This window comes from Ereboglobus sp. PH5-10 (assembly GCF_029504735.1).
Lineage (GTDB): Bacteria > Verrucomicrobiota > Verrucomicrobiia > Opitutales > Opitutaceae > Ereboglobus.
Genome location: NZ_JAQFIP010000002.1, coordinates 81,218 through 97,467, shown reverse-complemented (window position 1 = coordinate 97,467; position 16,250 = coordinate 81,218). Strand labels below are relative to the sequence as shown.

Sequence of the window (16,250 nt, the reverse complement as noted above, 5' to 3'; positions counted from 1 at the left end):
CCCAAACTTCTGACATGCAACTTTTTCTTGCACGTAGCGACAAGCCAACGCTTAACGTCCACAACCTACAGACAGCAATTTTTCACCAATGCTCATCCACTGTCCCCTCGAAACGACACCAAACGAAACACGCGTCACGCTCCTGCCCGATTCGGTAAAAACGCTTGTCGCCGCCGGCCTCGCCGTCTCCCTTCCGCGCGGTTTCGGCAAAACCTGCCTCATCCCCGATTCCGATTACGAAGCCGTCGGCGCCACCATGAGCGACGACGCCGGCGCCGCCCTCGCCTCCGCGGACATCGTCCTCGGCATCGCCGCCCCCACGCCCGAGCGCATCGCGCGCCTCAAGCCCGGCTGCCTCCACCTCAGCTTCCTCGACCCCTTCAACCAGTCCGCCCTCATCCAGACGCTCGCGCAAAAAAACATCAGCGCCGTGAGCCTCGAAATGATCCCGCGCTCCACCCTCGCGCAAAAAATGGACGTGCTCAGCTCGCAAGCCAACCTCGCCGGCTACGCCGCCGTGCTCCTCGCCAGCACGCGCCTCAACAAAATCTTCCCCATGATGATGACGCCCTCCGGCACCCTCTCGCCCGCGCGCGTGTTCATCGTCGGCGTCGGCGTCGCCGGCTTGCAAGCCATCGCCACCGCCAAGCGCCTCGGCGCGCGCGTGGACGCCTTCGACACGCGCCCCGTCGTCGAGGAGCAAGTCAAGTCGCTCGGCGCCAAGTTCGTCAAAATCGACCTCGGCGACACCGGCCAGACCGCGCAAGGCTACGCCAAGGAACTCACGCCCGAGCAAATCGAAAAACAACGCGCCGGCATGGCCAAGGTCTGCGCGCAATCCGACGTCATCATCACCACCGCCAAACTCTTCGGACGCAAATCGCCCGTCATCATCACCGACGAAATGGTGCGCGGCATGAAACCCGGCAGCGTCATCGTCGACCTCGCCGCGTCCGGCGGCGGCAACGTCGCGCTCACCAGGCCCGGCGGCGAGACCGTCACCGAAAACGGCGTCACCATCATCGGCCCCGAATGCCTGGAACGCACCCTGCCCCTCCACGCCAGCCAGATGCTCTCGGCCAACCTCACCAACTTCATCACGCACTTCTGGAACGCGAAGGAAAAACAGCTCCCCATCGACACCGCCGACTCGATCATGGGCGGCTGCCTCATCACGCACGGCGGCCAGGTCGTCCACCCGGGCTTCGCGCCCAAAACAACCGCCTGATTAACACTCGCGCTTTCCCAACGTCATCAAGGCTCCAAGTCTCTCGAAATAATACCGCCATGAAAATCCAACCTGAACACTCGCACATCCCCAACGGGGATGCATCCCTTAGCCCAGGGTTGGCGCGAGGAACTGCTTCTGGACGGAGCGGCGTTCTCCAGGACGCCGGACGCGACGAAGTCGCGCCCTGTTCAAGTGGCGAAAATCAAGGCATGGCGAGGCGCGTTGCGCCTCGTCCCGGCGTCCTGGAGAACGCCGCTCCGTTCCGCACGCGCTCTTCAATCAAAATTCTGGGATGCGCCCGTCGATCTGCCCGCAACCCCGTTGGGCTTCAAACAATGTCCCCTTCATTTCGCAAAAACTAATATTACAAAACACACGCTCACTTAACACACACATGGAAACACTACTGCTTCTCCTGTTCATCTTCACGCTCGCCGCGTTTCTGGGCTTCGAGCTGATCTCAAAAGTGCCGTCGCAATTGCACACGCCGCTCATGTCCGGCTCCAACGCCATCTCCGGCATCACCATCGTCGGCGCCATGATCGCCACCGCGCACATCGGCGGCGAGGCCGCCAAATGGATCGGCTTCGGCGCGCTCGTGCTCGCCACCATCAACGTCGTCGGCGGCTACGTCGTCACCGACCGCATGCTCGGCATGTTCAAGAAGAAGGACAAATAAGCCATGAGAGACATCGCCATCCAAATCGCCTACATCGTCTCGGCGGGCATTTTTATCATGGGCATAAAAATGCTCGGCTCCGCCACCACGGCGCGCCGCGGCAACCGCCTCTCCGCAATCGGCATGCTCCTCGCCGTCATCATCACGCTCTTTGACCAGGGCATCGTGAGCGCGGGCATCCAGGGCTACGCGTGGATCGCCGGCGGCATCGCGCTCGGCGCGCTCATCGGCGGCATCCTCGCCAAGCGCGTCCAGATGACGGGCATGCCCGAAATGGTCGCCCTGCTCAACGGCTTCGGCGGACTCGCCTCGCTGCTCGTCGCCTGGGCCGAATACGCCACGCTGCCCGCGCTCGGGCTGATTCCCGTTTCCGGCGAAATGCGCTTCACCCTCGTCGTGAGCGCGCTCACCGTGATCGTCGGCGGCATCACCTTCACCGGCTCGCTCGTCGCCTACCTGAAACTCTCCGGAAAAATGTCCGGCCGCCCCTTCCTCTTCGCCGGGCAAAAGGCGATCAACTTTGTCGTCATGCTCGTGCTCGCGGCCGCCACGGTTGCGCTCGCGCTCGCCCTCAAGGACTACTCCGCCACGGCCTTCTACACGCTCATCGGCGGCGCGTTCCTGCTCGGTGTGCTCGGCGTGATTCCCATCGGCGGCGGCGACATGCCCGTCGTCATCTCGCTGCTCAACTCCCTCTCCGGCGTCGCCGCGTCCTTCGCCGGCTTCATCATCGGCAACACCGTGCTCATTGTCGCCGGCTGCCTCGTCGGCGCGAGCGGACTCATCCTCACCGTCATCATGTGCAAGGCCATGAACCGCACAATCGGCAACGTGCTCTTCGGCGGTTTCGGCGCGGCCGCTTCGGGCTCCGGCGGCGCCGCCGAGCAAGGCGAAATGAAAGCCGTCTCGACCGAGGACGCGTATTACATACTCGAAGCCGCGCGCAGCGTCGTCGTGATCCCCGGCTACGGCATGGCCGTCGCGCAGGCGCAGCACGTCGTCAAGGAACTCGGCGAACTCCTGGAAAACAACGGCGCCGAAATCCGCTACGCCATCCACCCCGTCGCCGGCCGCATGCCCGGCCACATGAACGTGCTCCTCGCCGAGGCCGACGTGCCCTACGAGCAGCTCGTGGAAATGGACAACATCAACCCGATCATGCCGACGGTTGACGTGGCGATTGTGATTGGCGCGAACGACGTCGTGAACCCGGCCGCCGCGACCGACCCGTCGAGCCCGATCTACGGCATGCCCATCATCAACGCGCACGAGGCGAAAACCGTCTTCGCCCTCAAGCGCGGCAAAGGCACGGGCTTCTCGGGCCTGGAAAACAAACTCTTCTTCATGCCCAACACCCGCATGATCTACGGCGACGCCAAAGCCACAGTCGCCGATCTGGTCAGCCAGATGAAGGGGTGAAGTGAATATCAAAAGATCCGAGCTACGATTTAAACCCCGCGAATATGGCTACGATGCTTCGGATCTTTTTATTTCTGACGCTGCTCATCCCCGGGTGGCAGCCTAATAGCTATGCTTACGATACCGAATTCGCTCTAGCCGCAGAGAGCGCAGCAGGACGATCAACAGTCACTACGATAGCGAAATACTTCCCTGAAAATAACGGCTTTATCGGCGCGACCGAACGAAATTTCCTTATGCCAGATGCAGTGATCGACCGTTACGGCGGAAGCGGATACTCGCGGTTTTCCTCGCCTCAGAGTGTAAGCAAGGCAGGACGAGCGTTACCGCTGGGCACGGCGGGCCAACCTCTTCGCAGTTTCCAAGTGCTGAAGCCATTTGAGGTGCAAGCTGCACTGTTGCTCCCGCTTGGGGCGGAGGGTTCGGAACGCAGTATGACACTCCAGTGCGTCTGGAAATTCTGCTGAAGCGAGGCATCCTTGGCGAATTACCATAACAATCATGAATCTTACTTTTAAAGAAATCCCCGGCTGGACCTTTGATGTCGATGAGGTCTCAGCCAATGTTTTCAAAGTCGTTGGCCGTGACGGCTTCGGACGCTCATTTGAAAAAACCGGCCTTAATCCCGATGGCCTGCTCGAAGAGGCGAAGCAATACGTTTTGAAGACGATTGCCGAATTGGACGAGAAGCGAGATTGACCCCAGCGATTTTGCTCATGTTCACGGCACAGGCAAATACCCCTACGATGCAACGGCTATTTTCCGCTCTGGCAGCCGCTTGTGTGTTCTGGACATTGTGCGCCTTTAGCTACGACGATCATTCTCCTCTAGCCGCAGAGAGTAAAATCGTGTGGCCAGCCAACCGTGGCTTCGTTGCTGGAGAGGGCGGTCAAGCTACTGTCCTACCTGGACAAACACTTAATCGTTTCGGTGGAACAGGAGGTCGGTTCCTTGCGCCTGAAGGCACGCCGATTCCAATGTGGTCACTTGCACCGGGCACAGAAATCAAACCATTAAACTCTTATGAAGTGCTCAAGCCTTTCGAGGCGGGCGCGGGACGAACCGCACCAGCATTTGGGCAACTTGGCGGCGGTCTTCAGTTCGACCTCGGCAAGAACACAGTGCAGGATCTCATTGATGCGGGAATTCTGCGAGCGAAATGATAATCATGGAACCAAACGAACAGAATCGGCAATACCTGCCCATCGAGCCCGACAAAGGCTATCCAGCAGGGAAAAATTTGTATTACGAGTGTCTCGTTTGTGGGGACGTAATTCCTTCGATGCCTGACGACGACACGAACTGCAAATGTCGAAATATCATGATTGATGTCGGCTTTAGTCGTATGGTGATTGAGTATCCAACAAAAGCGCGCTGCTTCAGCGTAAGTAGACGAACACCAGATAAATGAACTATCACTAAGTGCCGAACACCTCAGGCCTTGCTTCTTGCTGTAATTCCGGAAAATACGGGGACTTGGTCGATGGGGAGACAATGAACACCCAAACGCATTTAACTGATTTCGCGCCCATCTGACAATGCGTCGAGTTGCGCCAAAAGTCAAAAAGCAAGGCCTGAGGTGAATGGCACTAAGTTAAGGCGGTTGTCGTTAAAAGTTGAGCGATGGATGGGCGAGTTATGAAATAAAATCGGCTTAACTAAGTAACAGCCGAAGGTGTCAGGTTGATGTTTGTTGATTTTCGAATTGCTCCAAACTGATTTTGCCCGCGATGCCGATGCGGTTGGATGTGCTGAGGCAGAAAACACAGAAAAGACAAACGAGTGCTGCCAAGCAGCCGCCGGGAACAAGGCCTTGCTCGGTGTCAGTGCTGGGTTTCGAGGAAGATACGGAGCGCCTTCGCCATGTCTTTTCCGAACAGGCGCGCGCGATCCGCTGTCACGGCGACGCCGTCCGTTGCGCCGATGTCCGCGGCGAGGGCGTAGGGTATCTCCAATGTCATGGCGGCGATCGTTTCGGGCAGGGTCATGAACCAGGTGTTGCATTTCACCAAGGCGGGGTTCTTTGAGTTTTTGGCTATCCGGTTGTGGGATTTTTTATAGTAGAGCGGGCTTTTTCTTTCCGCCTCAAGCAGGGAGCAATAGCGGTTCACATTGTCCGAAATCTTTTTGTTCAACTCGGCGGCCTCGGTGAAGAAGAAGAGGGTTTTGCCTTTTTCACTGGGGCAGTGCATGTCGAAGAGAACCGTGGGGCGTCCGTCGATCCATTCGGTGACTTGTTTTTTGAAGGCGCGGACGGTCGGGTGGATTTCCTTGGCGTAGTCGCGGTTGTGATCGTGGGGTTTGCGGTTCTTGCCCTGGTCGCCGTCCTCGACGCCGTCCTTGTCCATGAAGGGCACGATGAGGAAGTCGGCGTGTTCGCGCAGCCAGCGGCCGTCGGGCGTGTCGGAAAGGATGGTGTCAACGATGCCCTCAAGGGCGTAGCTGGCCATCGTCTCGCAGGCGTGGTGCCTTGCGGTGAGAACAACTTTGAAGCCGCGCCTTGGGTTTTGCCCGGCGATGCGGAGCAACTCGGCGTTTCTACCCTTGGTTGTTTTGCAGAGCGTGCCGATTTTCAACGCGGGGTTGCTTTTGTGTTTTTCGAGGAAGGCGTTAAGGTCTTTTTCGGTGTAATTGGGGCTGAGGCTGAAAAACACCTCCGTGTCATCCTTGCCGAATGTGTATTTGAAGGCGGAGGAGACGGCTGAGTAAGGGAGGTTGCCAGTTTTGTTGTAAAGCCATGTCCATGTTTTTCCGCCGTCCTTGCTGATCGCCGGGCCGAGGTAGCTGATGATTTTGTCGTCGAACTGAAACTCCAGCGTTTTGCCCTGCGCGCCCCGGACGCGGAACGACCAGTAGAACCATCTGCCCTTGGTGTCGCGCAAGTCCTGTTTCAATCGCACGACGCTCTCGCCGGCATCGACGACGATGATGTTGCCGCCGGGGAAGCCGGCGTCGATTTCGACTTTTGTTTTTTCGGCCGCGGACGCGACGGCGGAGCCGGCAAGCAGGACAATCGCAAGGAACGATGACAGGATGTGTTTTTTCATGGGGGTGGTTTTGTTGATTGATGCGTGCGAGCCGAAGATGAAACGGAGTGGGAAGAAAAGCCGGAAGCGCACAACCAGACCGCCGGCTATGGCAACTAACGAAAAACAGAACAACGAAACGAACGGGGCCGCGCAAGGCCGCAAAAAAGACGCCGGGCGAAACCTGGCGCGGAGCGCGCTTTTGCAGGGCCGCCTAATGACGGCCGGAATTACAAGATAACGCTTGTGCGTGGAAATAAAAACGGGAGCATGCACGGCGCATGATATCCCCCAAAAAACAGTGCGAAGGAAGCGCTGGCGCGCTCCAAAACAAGCATCGGATAATGCCGCGTTTCTTGAGGCTTTTTTCCTGTCTTCTCCTCGCCGCGGCGTGCGGGACCGCCAGCCCCGCCGTTGCCGGGACGGTAAAGACTAAAATCGATGTGTTCGACCTGATACGCGACGGGCGGACGGAGATTCACTTGGGGCCGGCCAAAGACCTGAACGACCCGCCTTCGGAGATATTCAGGATGCGGGACGGAGCGTTGCACATCAGCGGACGCGGTTACGGATACCTGGCAACGAAACAATCGTTCGGCGACTATCATCTTGTGGTTGAATTTAAGTGGGGGCCGAACACTTGGGGCAAACGCAAGACGCGCGCCCGCGACAACGGCATTCTCTATCATATAACGGGACCGCACGGCGCGCTGGGCAAGACGTGGCCGGCCTGCTTCGAGGCGAACATCATCCAAGGCGGCATGGGAGACCTTCTGGTGCTGAATGCCAAAACGGAGGATGGCGCGAACCTTACCCACCGCGCGGACTGCGAATTCGAGTTGGATCGCGACGGGGAGAAGCGATGGAAGAAGGGGACCCCGCGCCAAGCCGTCACCAAAGGACGGATAAATTGGGAGAAACGCGATGAGGACTGGAAGGACAGTCTCACCTTTGCGGGGAAACACGATTTGGACGCGCCTGTCGGCGGCTGGAATCGCCTGGAGGTGATCGCGAGGGGCGACACGGTGACCCACATTTTCAACGGAAAGCTGGTCAATGAAGCGTTCGCGATGTCACCGCATGCGGGCAAGGTGGGCATCCAGACGGAAGGCGCGGAGACAATCGTGCGTCGCTTCGAACTGTGGCCGTTGGACACATTCGAGGAAAAATGGCCGCCCGCGCCGTGAACCGGCTCGTGAAGGCGTGATTCGGGATGACTGACGGATGAGAGAAGTCATGAGGCAGGGCATGCCTTGCCTTTGACGTTCGTCCATTACCGACCCCAGCCATCGCCGCCGCCATCAGCCAGTTTCCGGCATGAACGTGGGGAAGACGATGCCTGTTTCCCGCGTATAATTTCCGAGAACCTGCGTGATGTGCAGCTCGCAGTTTTTCGCCCCGATCGCATACATCGCATCCACCAGCCGGCGGGATTCGGACGGGACAAGCCAGACCGGCGAGCAACCGCGATGGAACCCGAGCTCCCCGCGCACCAACGCCGCCGCCAGCTCCTCGTTGCGAGCCACGCCGGGGCCGAGCATGTTGCTCCCGGGATCATTGACCGAGGCGAGAAAACCGCCGAGCCCGCCATCCGGCCCGACCAGCACGCTCATGTGCCAGATGCCGCCGGGATTGCGCAGAAAGAAATGATAATCCTTTTCCCGCTCAATGTGCGCGAGCTCCCTTTCGAGCGCGACGATTTGCGGGATGTCCCCGGCAGTCGCGTCGCGAAACGTCCAGCCTTGCGGCGCGGCGACATCAAAACCGTTTTCGGGAACCCTGAGCGTCATGTCCTGAAAAAACCGCGTCGGCACAAACCCCGCCTTGTTGTAGAGGGAGAACGAATCGACATTGGTCGCCGCCGACACAAGCCGCACGGGCAGCCCCCGCCGCTTCGCATCGCCGATGATATGCCGGAGCATCAGTGAGGCGACGCCGTTTCCAAAAAAATCGGGATGCGTGTTCATGATGCCGAGGGCGACGTGCGTGGGCCGCGGGTGAAAAAAACACACGCCCGCAATGCGCCCGGACGAGGTTTCCACGGCCATCACGCAACAGCCGGGATCGAGGTCCTCGTAAACGCGCGGAAACAGCCGCATCGTTTCCCAGCCGCCGCTCACGAGCCGGTAGCCGCGGTTCTTTTCATACCAGAGGTTGAGTGAGGCATGGATCAACCGGGCAACCTCGTCCCAATCGCCCGCCTGCATGAGTCGTGTTTCAAAAGTCGGCATGGTAATCGAAAGATCAAACTGCGGCGCACATACTTTGGGAACTTGGGCGCAAAGGAAAGCGCAAAGCCCCGCGCGGCGGGCTGGCCTCCCAGCGCAAACCCGAATCCACGCTTGCGCCCTGGGAGCGCGGGCATCCTGCCCGCAAGACGGCGCGGCACACCGCGCCGCGCAAGCCTCCAAACCGGCGGGCAGGATGCCCGCGCTCCCGGGTTTTAATTTGAGAGGCGCCCCCTATGCGGCCAACAGCCGCATTTTAGACGTGACCAAGCACACAGTCATGCCACCCTAGGCGAATTCATTTTTGAAAGACTCTAATTCAAGTTTTCACATGGCAACCAACAGCAAAAAACAAAAAAACACCGCTTCCGGAAAAACAGCCGCGTCGAAAGACGCATCCTGGCCAAACTCCCCCTGCCCCAGCCCGGAGACCACCTCGCCCTTTGACGCCGCGAGCACGGGCAAATTCAAGCAAGCCATCTTCCGCCACCTCACCTACACCCTGGCCCGCGACCTCCACTCGGCCCAACCGCACGATTGGTGGATCGCCACCTCGCTCGCCGTCCGCGAGCACATCCTCTCGCGCATGATCTCGACCCAGGCCGTGCACAATCGCGGCAACGTTCGCCGCCTGTATTATTTCTCCCTCGAATACCTCATGGGACGGCTCACCGAGAGCAACCTCTACAACACCGGCCTCTACAAAGCCGCCCGCGAGGCCATCAAGGACCCCGACATTCCCGTCGATTTTGAAACCATCCTCAACGAGGAATCAGACATGGGCCTCGGCAACGGCGGCCTCGGGCGCCTCGCCGCCTGCTTCCTCGACTCGCTCGCCACCCTCGATTTGCCCGCCATCGGTTACGGCATCTATTACGAATTCGGCCTTTTCCGCCAAGCGTTCGTCAACGGCTCCCAAGTCGAGCATCCCGACTCGTGGATGATGGGCGGCACGCCCTGGGACATCGCGCGCCCCGAAAACAAAGTCACCATTCAAATCAGGGGTCGCGTGGAAAACGTCTTCGACGACCGCGGCAACTACCGCCCGCGCTGGGTTGACACCGACTCGATCATCGGCATCCCCCACGACATCCCCGTCGCCGGCTACGACACCAACACCGTCAACTTCCTCCGCCTCTGGGCCTCGCAATCCGCCTCCGAGTTCGACCTCGCCGCGTTCAACTCCGGCGGCTATGTCGAGGCCGTCCGCGAAAAGGCCGTCACCGAAACCATCTCGAAGGTCCTTTACCCCAACGACAAAACCGAAAACGGCAAGGAACTGCGCCTCATCCAGCAATACTTCTTCGTCGCCTGCTCCCTGCGCGACATCATGCGCCGCCACTTCCGCAACCCCGAGAACTCCTGGGACAACTTTCCCTCCAAAATCGCAATCCAACTCAACGACACCCACCCCGCCGTCGCCATCGCCGAGCTCATGCGCATCCTTCTCGACGAGGAGGAAATGCAATGGGAAAAAGCCTGGGGCATCGTCACCAAGGTCTTCGCCTACACCAACCACACCCTACTTCCCGAGGCGCTGGAAAAATGGAGCATCGGCCTCTTTGACCGCGTCCTCCCTCGCCACCTCCAGATCATCTACGCCATCAACGACCGCCTCCTCCGCCTCGTCGAGGCGCGCTGGCCCGGCGACGACGGCAAAAAACGCGACTGCTCCCTCATCGAGGAAAACGGCGGCAAATCCGTGCGCATGGCCAACCTCTCCGTCGTCGCCTCGCACGCCGTCAACGGCGTCGCAGCGCTCCACACCGAGCTCCTGAAAAAACACCTCTTCCCCCAATACGACGAGCTCTTCCCCGGACGCTTCCAAAACAAAACCAACGGCATCACCCCCCGACGCTGGCTCCTCGACTGCAACCCCGGCCTCTCGCAACTCATCACCGACACCCTCGGCACCGACCACTGGCCTTGCGACCTCGACCTGCTTCGCGGCCTCGAAAAACACGCCGACAAACCCGCCTTCCAGAAGGCGTTCATGGAAGTCAAGCGCGCCAACAAAAACGAACTCGCCGCCATCATCAAAACCGATTGCCAGATTGAAGTTTCGCCCGACGCGCTCTTCGACGTGCAAATCAAGCGCCTCCACGAATACAAGCGCCAGCACCTGAACCTGCTTCACATCCTCGCGCTCTACCGCCGCATCCTCCAGAATCCGAACCTCGATATCGTCCCCCGCGTCTTTGTGTTCGGCGCCAAGGCCGCGCCCGGCTACGACCTCGCGAAAAACATCATCCGCGCCATCAACGTCATCGGCGCGCACATCAACGCCGACACCCGCATCGGCGGCAAAATCAAGGTCGCCTTCCTGCCCAACTACCGCGTCTCGCTCGCCGAAAAGATCATCCCCGCCGCCGATCTTTCCGAGCAAATCTCCACCGCCGGCAAGGAGGCCTCCGGCACCGGCAACATGAAGCTCGCCCTCAACGGCGCCCTCACCATCGGCACGCTCGACGGCGCCAACGTGGAAATCAAGGAGGAGGTCGGCGACGAAAACATCTTCATCTTCGGCATGAACGTCGACGAAGTGGAGGCCCTCCGCGCCAAAGGATACAACCCGTGGAACTATTACAACGCCGACGAGGAACTCCGCGCCATCATCGACTGGATTGGCTCGGACTATTTCACGCCCGGCGAGCACGGCGCCTTCGCCCCGCTGCACAACAGCCTGTTGAACGGAGGCGACCCCTTCATGGTGCTGGCCGATTTCCGCGCCTACAGCGATGCCCACGAAAAAGTGGACGCGCTCTATCGCGACAAAGCCAAGTGGGCCCGCGCCGCGATCCTCAACACCGCCCGCGTCGGCAAGTTCTCAAGCGACCGCACCATCCGCGAATACGCCGAGGACATCTGGAACCTCCCCTCGATAAAAGCCTGAGCGCGATTATTCTGTCGCATTTGAGGCAGGGCGAACCGTCCCAGTAAACCGTAACATCCCCGGTTCACCGGGACGGTTCGCCCAGCCAAAAGGCATGTCCTCGCGACAATTTAAACCAAAACAGCACTAACACCCGAAACGCCGAAAGCATCGCGTTTGGCGTTCAAAAAACAGGGGCGACATTCCTCCTCCTCTATTCAGCCCTCGACTGCTTTTCGGCAAAAGTGTAGGTGGTGTCGAGAACGAGGTCGGTGTTTTTGGTGACAAAAACGCGCACTTTTATTTTGCCCGTTCGCGCGCCGGGGGCTTCGGCCTGGGCGTGACCGAGAATGCGACGGCCCTTGTTCTTCTTGTTTTTGCCATCGCCGGTAAAATCCACCCGCTCACCGCGCTCGAGCCGGGCGAGTTGTTCATCCGTAAAGTTGATGCTCAACCGGCCGCTTTCGCTGAAGAAAAAAAACGGCACAACGCTGGCCTTGTATTCGGCTGTGTAAACTTGTCCCCCGCTCCGCACAAAGGGCGTCATCGTGAACGTAACGCTGCCGACATAAATCGAAGTTTTGACCTTCGGTATGAGAACCGTATCGTAGTGAGAGGGGGCGGGAGAGGAAAAGGCTGAAGAAATGAAAAACTGAAGGGCTGGGAGAAGAAGAGTTATGCCAATGTATAAAATTGCTCGTTTATGAAATTTGCGAGGAGTGTTGTCTGAATGGTCACTCATGAGATATGATAAGATTAATGATGAGCATACCAATAATACGCGCGTCCAGTGTCACGATTATAGAGAAACGTATAACCGCCGCCATTATTCCGTTGCTCCTGATGAAATAATCCCTTGTCCGCTTTAACTTCGGTGGATTCATAATCGGCAAGACTTTGAATTTCTTTATTTCTTTTTTCAGGCCAGATTAAAATTGGCCTCACGGATTTTGGCTCTTGGATTTCTTGAAGTATGCGACCTTTTTTCTTCGCAAATTGCACAAATTCCGACTCGGAAATGGCAAATTCATATTCTTCACAGAACATTATTTTTACGTAGGTAATGTCACTGGCAGATTTCGGCAAATAACGCACATTGGCAACGTGTTCGCCCGCCTCTCTGCGATTCAGCTCGCGATAAAACAGGCCGCACAAACCCGCCACCAGCAGGAAGCCGGCAATAACCATCCCAATGATGATTTTTTTCATGCGTTAATTGGGAATAGAAAAAAGCACGGAATTTTTCCGTGCTTTTGCCTCCCCCTTTACCGCGCGATAAGTTTTAGGAACTCCTCGTTGTTTTTCGTTTTTGAGAGGCGCATGATCATTGTCTCGGTCGCATCCTCGATGCGCTGCTGCACGAGGGCGCGGCGGAAGAAGTGGATCGAGTCGAGATTCTTCGCGTCGATGAGGAGTTCCTCGCGGCGGGTGCCGGAGCTGGCGATGTTGATGGCGGGCCAGAGGCGCATCTCGGCGCACTTGCGGTCGAGCACGAGCTCCATGTTGCCGGTGCCCTTGAACTCCTGGAAAATGATGTCGTCCATGCGGCTGCCGGTTTCGACGAGCACGGAGGCGACGATGGTGAGCGAGCCGGCTTCCTCGGTGTTGCGCGCGGCGGCGAAGAGCTGGCGCGGTTTTTCCATCGCGCGCGAGTCAATGCCGCCCGACATGGTCTTGCCGCCGTGGCGCGCGTTGTTGTGGGCGCGGGCAAGGCGGGTGATCGAGTCGAGAAAAAGCACGACATCCTTGCCCGTTTCCACGAGGCGCTTGGCGCGCTCAATGCAGAGGTCGGCAACGCGGATGTGGTTTTCGATCTGCTCGTCGTTTGAGGACGCCCAGATTTCGGCGGCCACGGAGCGTTTAAAGTCGGTGACTTCCTCGGGGCGTTCGTCAACGAGGAGGATCATGACGTGGCACTCGGGATTGTTTTCGAGCACGCCGAGCGCCATGTCGCGCAGGAGCGTGGTTTTGCCGGTGCGCGGCGGCGCGACGATGAGGCCGCGGGTGCCCTTGCCCACCGGGCAGAAAAGATCGACGGCGCGCGTGGTCATGCGCTCGTCCTTCGTTTCCATGCGGAGCATTTTTTCGGGCGAAATGGTGGTGAGGGAGTTGAAGTCGAACTTGGCGCGGCGCTCGTCGATTTCGAGGCCGTCCACTTTTTCGATGAACTTCATCTTGGGATTCGGAAATTTGCCCTCGGCGGGATACGCGGTGCCGCTGATGACGGAGCCGGTGCGCAACTTGAAGCGGCGAATCAATTCCTTCGGCACAAAGACATCGGTCGGCCGGCGTTTGCCGTAGCGCGCGAGGTCGAGGAGCTGGCCGTTTCCGCCTTTTTGCGTGTCAATGTCGAGCACGCCCTCGACGCGAATTGTGTTGTCGGGTTTTTCCGGCTTGGGCTCGGGGGCGGTTGCGGGGTTTGTCGCGGGGGTTTCGGCGGCGGGAGCGGTTTGTTGCGCGGGCGTCTTTTCAGGCGCGTCGGACGCCGGAGTGTCTTTTTTGTCCATTGTGTTGCAAGGTGTTGATAGTAAGGGAAAAGGTAGAAACCAAATCGTTTGATGGTCGATTCCCGCGTCGGAATGCGGAGGCGCACTTTTACAAATGCAGGGCCTTTCAAGCCAACAATGAGCCGCACTAAAACGTGTCGAACAAAGGCATTAATCAATTAATCCGTAATTCGGATTTTTAAGCATTCGGCGAAACTTCAGCGCCAGGCAAATCGTGGGAATCTGGCGGCAAATGAAAGGCTTTATGCGTGCCGTGTCAACAACCCAGAGTTTTTTTTGGCGGCTGAAGAGCTCACTGCGTCTTGCTTAGCACGACGTTCGTTTGCTCGGCCTTGCGGATGGCATCGAAGAAATCGCGCACGCTGGCGTAATCGGCGGCGGGGATTTCCGCGGCGTTCATCACGAGCGTGCGTTGATATTTCACGTGGTGCGTCGCCGCGTCATACGTGCAGACGGCCGTGTAGCTTCCGAAGGCCGTTGTCGTTTCCACGGGCGGCGGCAGTTCATCGACCTGAAATCCGCGCGGGATGTAAATGTCGCTCAGCTCGCTGTAGGAACGCGGCTCAAGCACGACCGGATGCGTCCGCTCGGGTTTTGTGAGCGGAACAAAATCGCGACGGCTCACAATCGCCGGCTTGAAGATCAACAATTTCCCGCGCATGGACTGCCCGTAGCCTGGCGCGGCAAAATCGACAGTCATGTCGAACGTGCCCTGCTGCTGTTCGTCAACCGTCTCCACTTTTGAGATTTTCGCCGCGCGCACGGTGTCGTTGATCCATGCGCGAATCACCTCGTCGAATTTCACCCTGGACAGGCAATGAATCGCGCGCGACCTCGCGGCGGCTCGCTTTTGCCGCTTGCCGCGCCCGCACATAAAACTGCCCCTAAAATCGAGACCCCGTGCTCGCATGTTGACAAACCGCGTTTCAGTCTGCTTTCTCCTCATCTTTTTCCAATGAGCATTCTTCTCACAGTAGGTATTCTTATTCTGGTTTTCGTCTCCATCATTGTCGTGCTTCTTGTTCTCATGCAACGCGCCAAGAACGACGGCGGCGTCGGCGCTGCCATGGGCGGGGGCATGGCCGAGGCCACCTTCGGCGCCGAAACCAGCAATGTGCTCAGCAAGGCGACCATCAAGGGCGCGGTCATCTTCTTTGTTTTGGCCTTCGCCCTTTACCTCGGTTACATCTATATGGCTAACCGCGCCACCTCGGGCGTTCTTGCTCCCGAAATCGCCGCACCCGCCGCGCCTGTGACATCGCCGCAAAACACGACCGTGGAGGCAACCCCCGCCGCGACTCCGGCGGGCACGCCCGCGCTGGAAGCTCCCGCGCCCGCGCAACAATAACGCGGCACTCGCGCCACCAGCCATTGTCACAAACACAATGACCACCGGCGGCAAAACCATCACGGGGCAGGCGATTATTTTCGCCTGCCTTTTCTGCATCCTCGGCGCGCCGCATGCCGCCGCCCAATCGCGCAGCATCACGCCGTCCGTTCCCGATTACCGGCAGGCCGCGCCCGTTGACCAGGACAAGGGCAGGACGATCCTCGAAGCCATCCGCACAAGCGCCATCGACGGCGATTTTTATTTCGAGTTTCAACTCATCCTGCGCCCAAAGGGAACCAGCACGCGCACGATCATCCCCGGGCGCATGTGGGGCAGTCGCAACGAACGCGGGCCGGTCACGCGCATCACACTCCGCCCCGGCTCGCAAAACGACGAGCGCGAACTCCTCGTCCAGAGCGGCCCGCAAAGCGCCGTGTGGACTTATTCGCGCAACAACGCCAAGGCCGCCGCCGCGCAACTCAACCCCTCGGCGATGTTCGAGCCGCTTGCGGGCACGGACCTCAGCGCCTTCGAGCTCCAGATGCCCTTCATTTACTGGAACGACCACACTTACGAAGGATTGAGATCGGGCAACTTCCGCGTCACGCACGCGTTCCTGATGCGCCCGCCCGTCGAGATCGCCAACGCGCGCCCCGACCTGACCGGCGTGCGCCTTTATTACGACGAAGGCTATCGCACGATCACCGTCTTTGAAATCCTCGGCCCCGGTGGCGCCGTGAAAAAAACGATGCGCCTGAAGGATTTTCACAAAGTGTCCGACATGTTTTTCCTGCGCAAAGCGGAGCTCCGCAACGAAACCACGGGCAACGGCACCGACTTCAACGTGTTGCTCACGGGCGTGAAACTCGATCTTCCGCGCGACATCTTTTCGCCCGAAAAACTATCCGTTTCCGTCGAGCCCCCTCCGCTCAAAACACTCTGGAAATCGCGCTGAGCC

16 protein-coding genes are annotated in these 16,250 nt (G+C 58.9%); 10 read left to right on the top strand and 6 right to left on the bottom strand.

What is annotated here, in order from left to right:
* Positions 1-88 precede the first annotated feature (88 nt).
* From M2447_RS02425 to M2447_RS02400, 6 genes are all read left to right on the top strand, one after another.
* Complete coding sequence (locus M2447_RS02425) at positions 89-1,228, top strand: NAD(P) transhydrogenase subunit alpha (RefSeq protein ID WP_277509348.1); 1,140 nt, start codon at positions 89-91, stop codon at positions 1,226-1,228.
* Positions 1,229-1,625: 397 nt separating this feature from the next.
* A complete protein-coding gene (locus M2447_RS02420; RefSeq protein WP_108825619.1) occupies positions 1,626-1,910 on the top strand; it encodes an NAD(P) transhydrogenase subunit alpha in 285 nt (94 codons plus the stop codon).
* A gap of 3 nt (positions 1,911-1,913) precedes the next feature.
* Positions 1,914-3,329, top strand: coding sequence for an NAD(P)(+) transhydrogenase (Re/Si-specific) subunit beta (locus M2447_RS02415; RefSeq protein WP_277557253.1), 1,416 nt, complete (start codon positions 1,914-1,916; stop codon positions 3,327-3,329).
* A gap of 501 nt (positions 3,330-3,830) precedes the next feature.
* Positions 3,831-4,028: a hypothetical protein gene (locus tag M2447_RS02410; protein WP_277557252.1), complete on the top strand. Its 198-nt coding sequence runs from the start codon at positions 3,831-3,833 to the stop codon at positions 4,026-4,028.
* A gap of 17 nt (positions 4,029-4,045) precedes the next feature.
* On the top strand, positions 4,046-4,492 hold the full coding sequence (locus M2447_RS02405) for a TNT domain-containing protein (protein WP_277557251.1): 447 nt from the start codon (positions 4,046-4,048) through the stop codon (positions 4,490-4,492).
* A gap of 5 nt (positions 4,493-4,497) precedes the next feature.
* Positions 4,498-4,740, top strand: a complete 243-nt coding sequence (locus M2447_RS02400; RefSeq protein ID WP_277557250.1) for a hypothetical protein — start codon at positions 4,498-4,500, stop codon at positions 4,738-4,740.
* A 412-nt stretch (positions 4,741-5,152) separates the two neighbouring features.
* On the opposite strand, the gene M2447_RS02395 is transcribed toward M2447_RS02400, so the two are convergent.
* Positions 5,153-6,376 (bottom strand): M14 family zinc carboxypeptidase, encoded by a 1,224-nt coding sequence (locus M2447_RS02395; protein WP_277557249.1) that lies wholly within the window; start codon positions 6,374-6,376, stop codon positions 5,153-5,155.
* A gap of 335 nt (positions 6,377-6,711) precedes the next feature.
* Between M2447_RS02395 and M2447_RS02390 the strand changes: the two genes are divergently transcribed.
* Positions 6,712-7,542 carry a DUF1080 domain-containing protein gene (locus M2447_RS02390; RefSeq protein ID WP_277557248.1) on the top strand — a complete coding sequence of 277 codons (831 nt, stop codon included), beginning with the start codon at positions 6,712-6,714 and terminating at the stop codon, positions 7,540-7,542.
* Between the two features lie 114 nt (positions 7,543-7,656).
* Here the strand turns inward: M2447_RS02390 and M2447_RS02385 are convergent, their stop codons facing one another.
* Entirely contained in the window at positions 7,657-8,586 is a 930-nt protein-coding gene (locus M2447_RS02385) for a GNAT family N-acetyltransferase (RefSeq protein WP_277557247.1), read from the bottom strand.
* Between the two features lie 328 nt (positions 8,587-8,914).
* Between M2447_RS02385 and M2447_RS02380 the strand changes: the two genes are divergently transcribed.
* Positions 8,915-11,476: a glycogen/starch/alpha-glucan phosphorylase gene (locus M2447_RS02380; RefSeq protein WP_277557246.1), complete on the top strand. Its 2,562-nt coding sequence runs from the start codon at positions 8,915-8,917 to the stop codon at positions 11,474-11,476.
* Between the two features lie 193 nt (positions 11,477-11,669).
* On the opposite strand, the gene M2447_RS02375 is transcribed toward M2447_RS02380, so the two are convergent.
* The 4 genes from M2447_RS02375 to M2447_RS02360 form a co-directional block, all read right to left on the bottom strand.
* On the bottom strand, positions 11,670-12,002 hold the full coding sequence (locus M2447_RS02375; RefSeq protein WP_277557245.1) for a hypothetical protein: 333 nt from the start codon (positions 12,000-12,002) through the stop codon (positions 11,670-11,672).
* A gap of 209 nt (positions 12,003-12,211) precedes the next feature.
* Positions 12,212-12,664 carry a hypothetical protein gene (locus M2447_RS02370; RefSeq protein ID WP_277509358.1) on the bottom strand — a complete coding sequence of 151 codons (453 nt, stop codon included), beginning with the start codon at positions 12,662-12,664 and terminating at the stop codon, positions 12,212-12,214.
* Between the two features lie 56 nt (positions 12,665-12,720).
* On the bottom strand, positions 12,721-13,962 hold the full coding sequence (gene rho, locus M2447_RS02365) for a transcription termination factor Rho (protein WP_277557244.1): 1,242 nt from the start codon (positions 13,960-13,962) through the stop codon (positions 12,721-12,723).
* Between the two features lie 292 nt (positions 13,963-14,254).
* Positions 14,255-14,767: a hypothetical protein gene (locus tag M2447_RS02360; RefSeq protein WP_277557243.1), complete on the bottom strand. Its 513-nt coding sequence runs from the start codon at positions 14,765-14,767 to the stop codon at positions 14,255-14,257.
* 150 nt (positions 14,768-14,917) lie between these two features.
* Here M2447_RS02360 and secG point away from each other — a divergent pair, with 150 nt between their 5' ends.
* Positions 14,918-15,310, top strand: coding sequence for a preprotein translocase subunit SecG (secG, locus tag M2447_RS02355; RefSeq protein WP_277557242.1), 393 nt, complete (start codon positions 14,918-14,920; stop codon positions 15,308-15,310).
* Positions 15,311-15,347: 37 nt separating this feature from the next.
* Entirely contained in the window at positions 15,348-16,247 is a 900-nt protein-coding gene (locus M2447_RS02350) for a hypothetical protein (protein ID WP_277557241.1), read from the top strand.
* Positions 16,248-16,250: the final 3 nt, after the last annotated feature.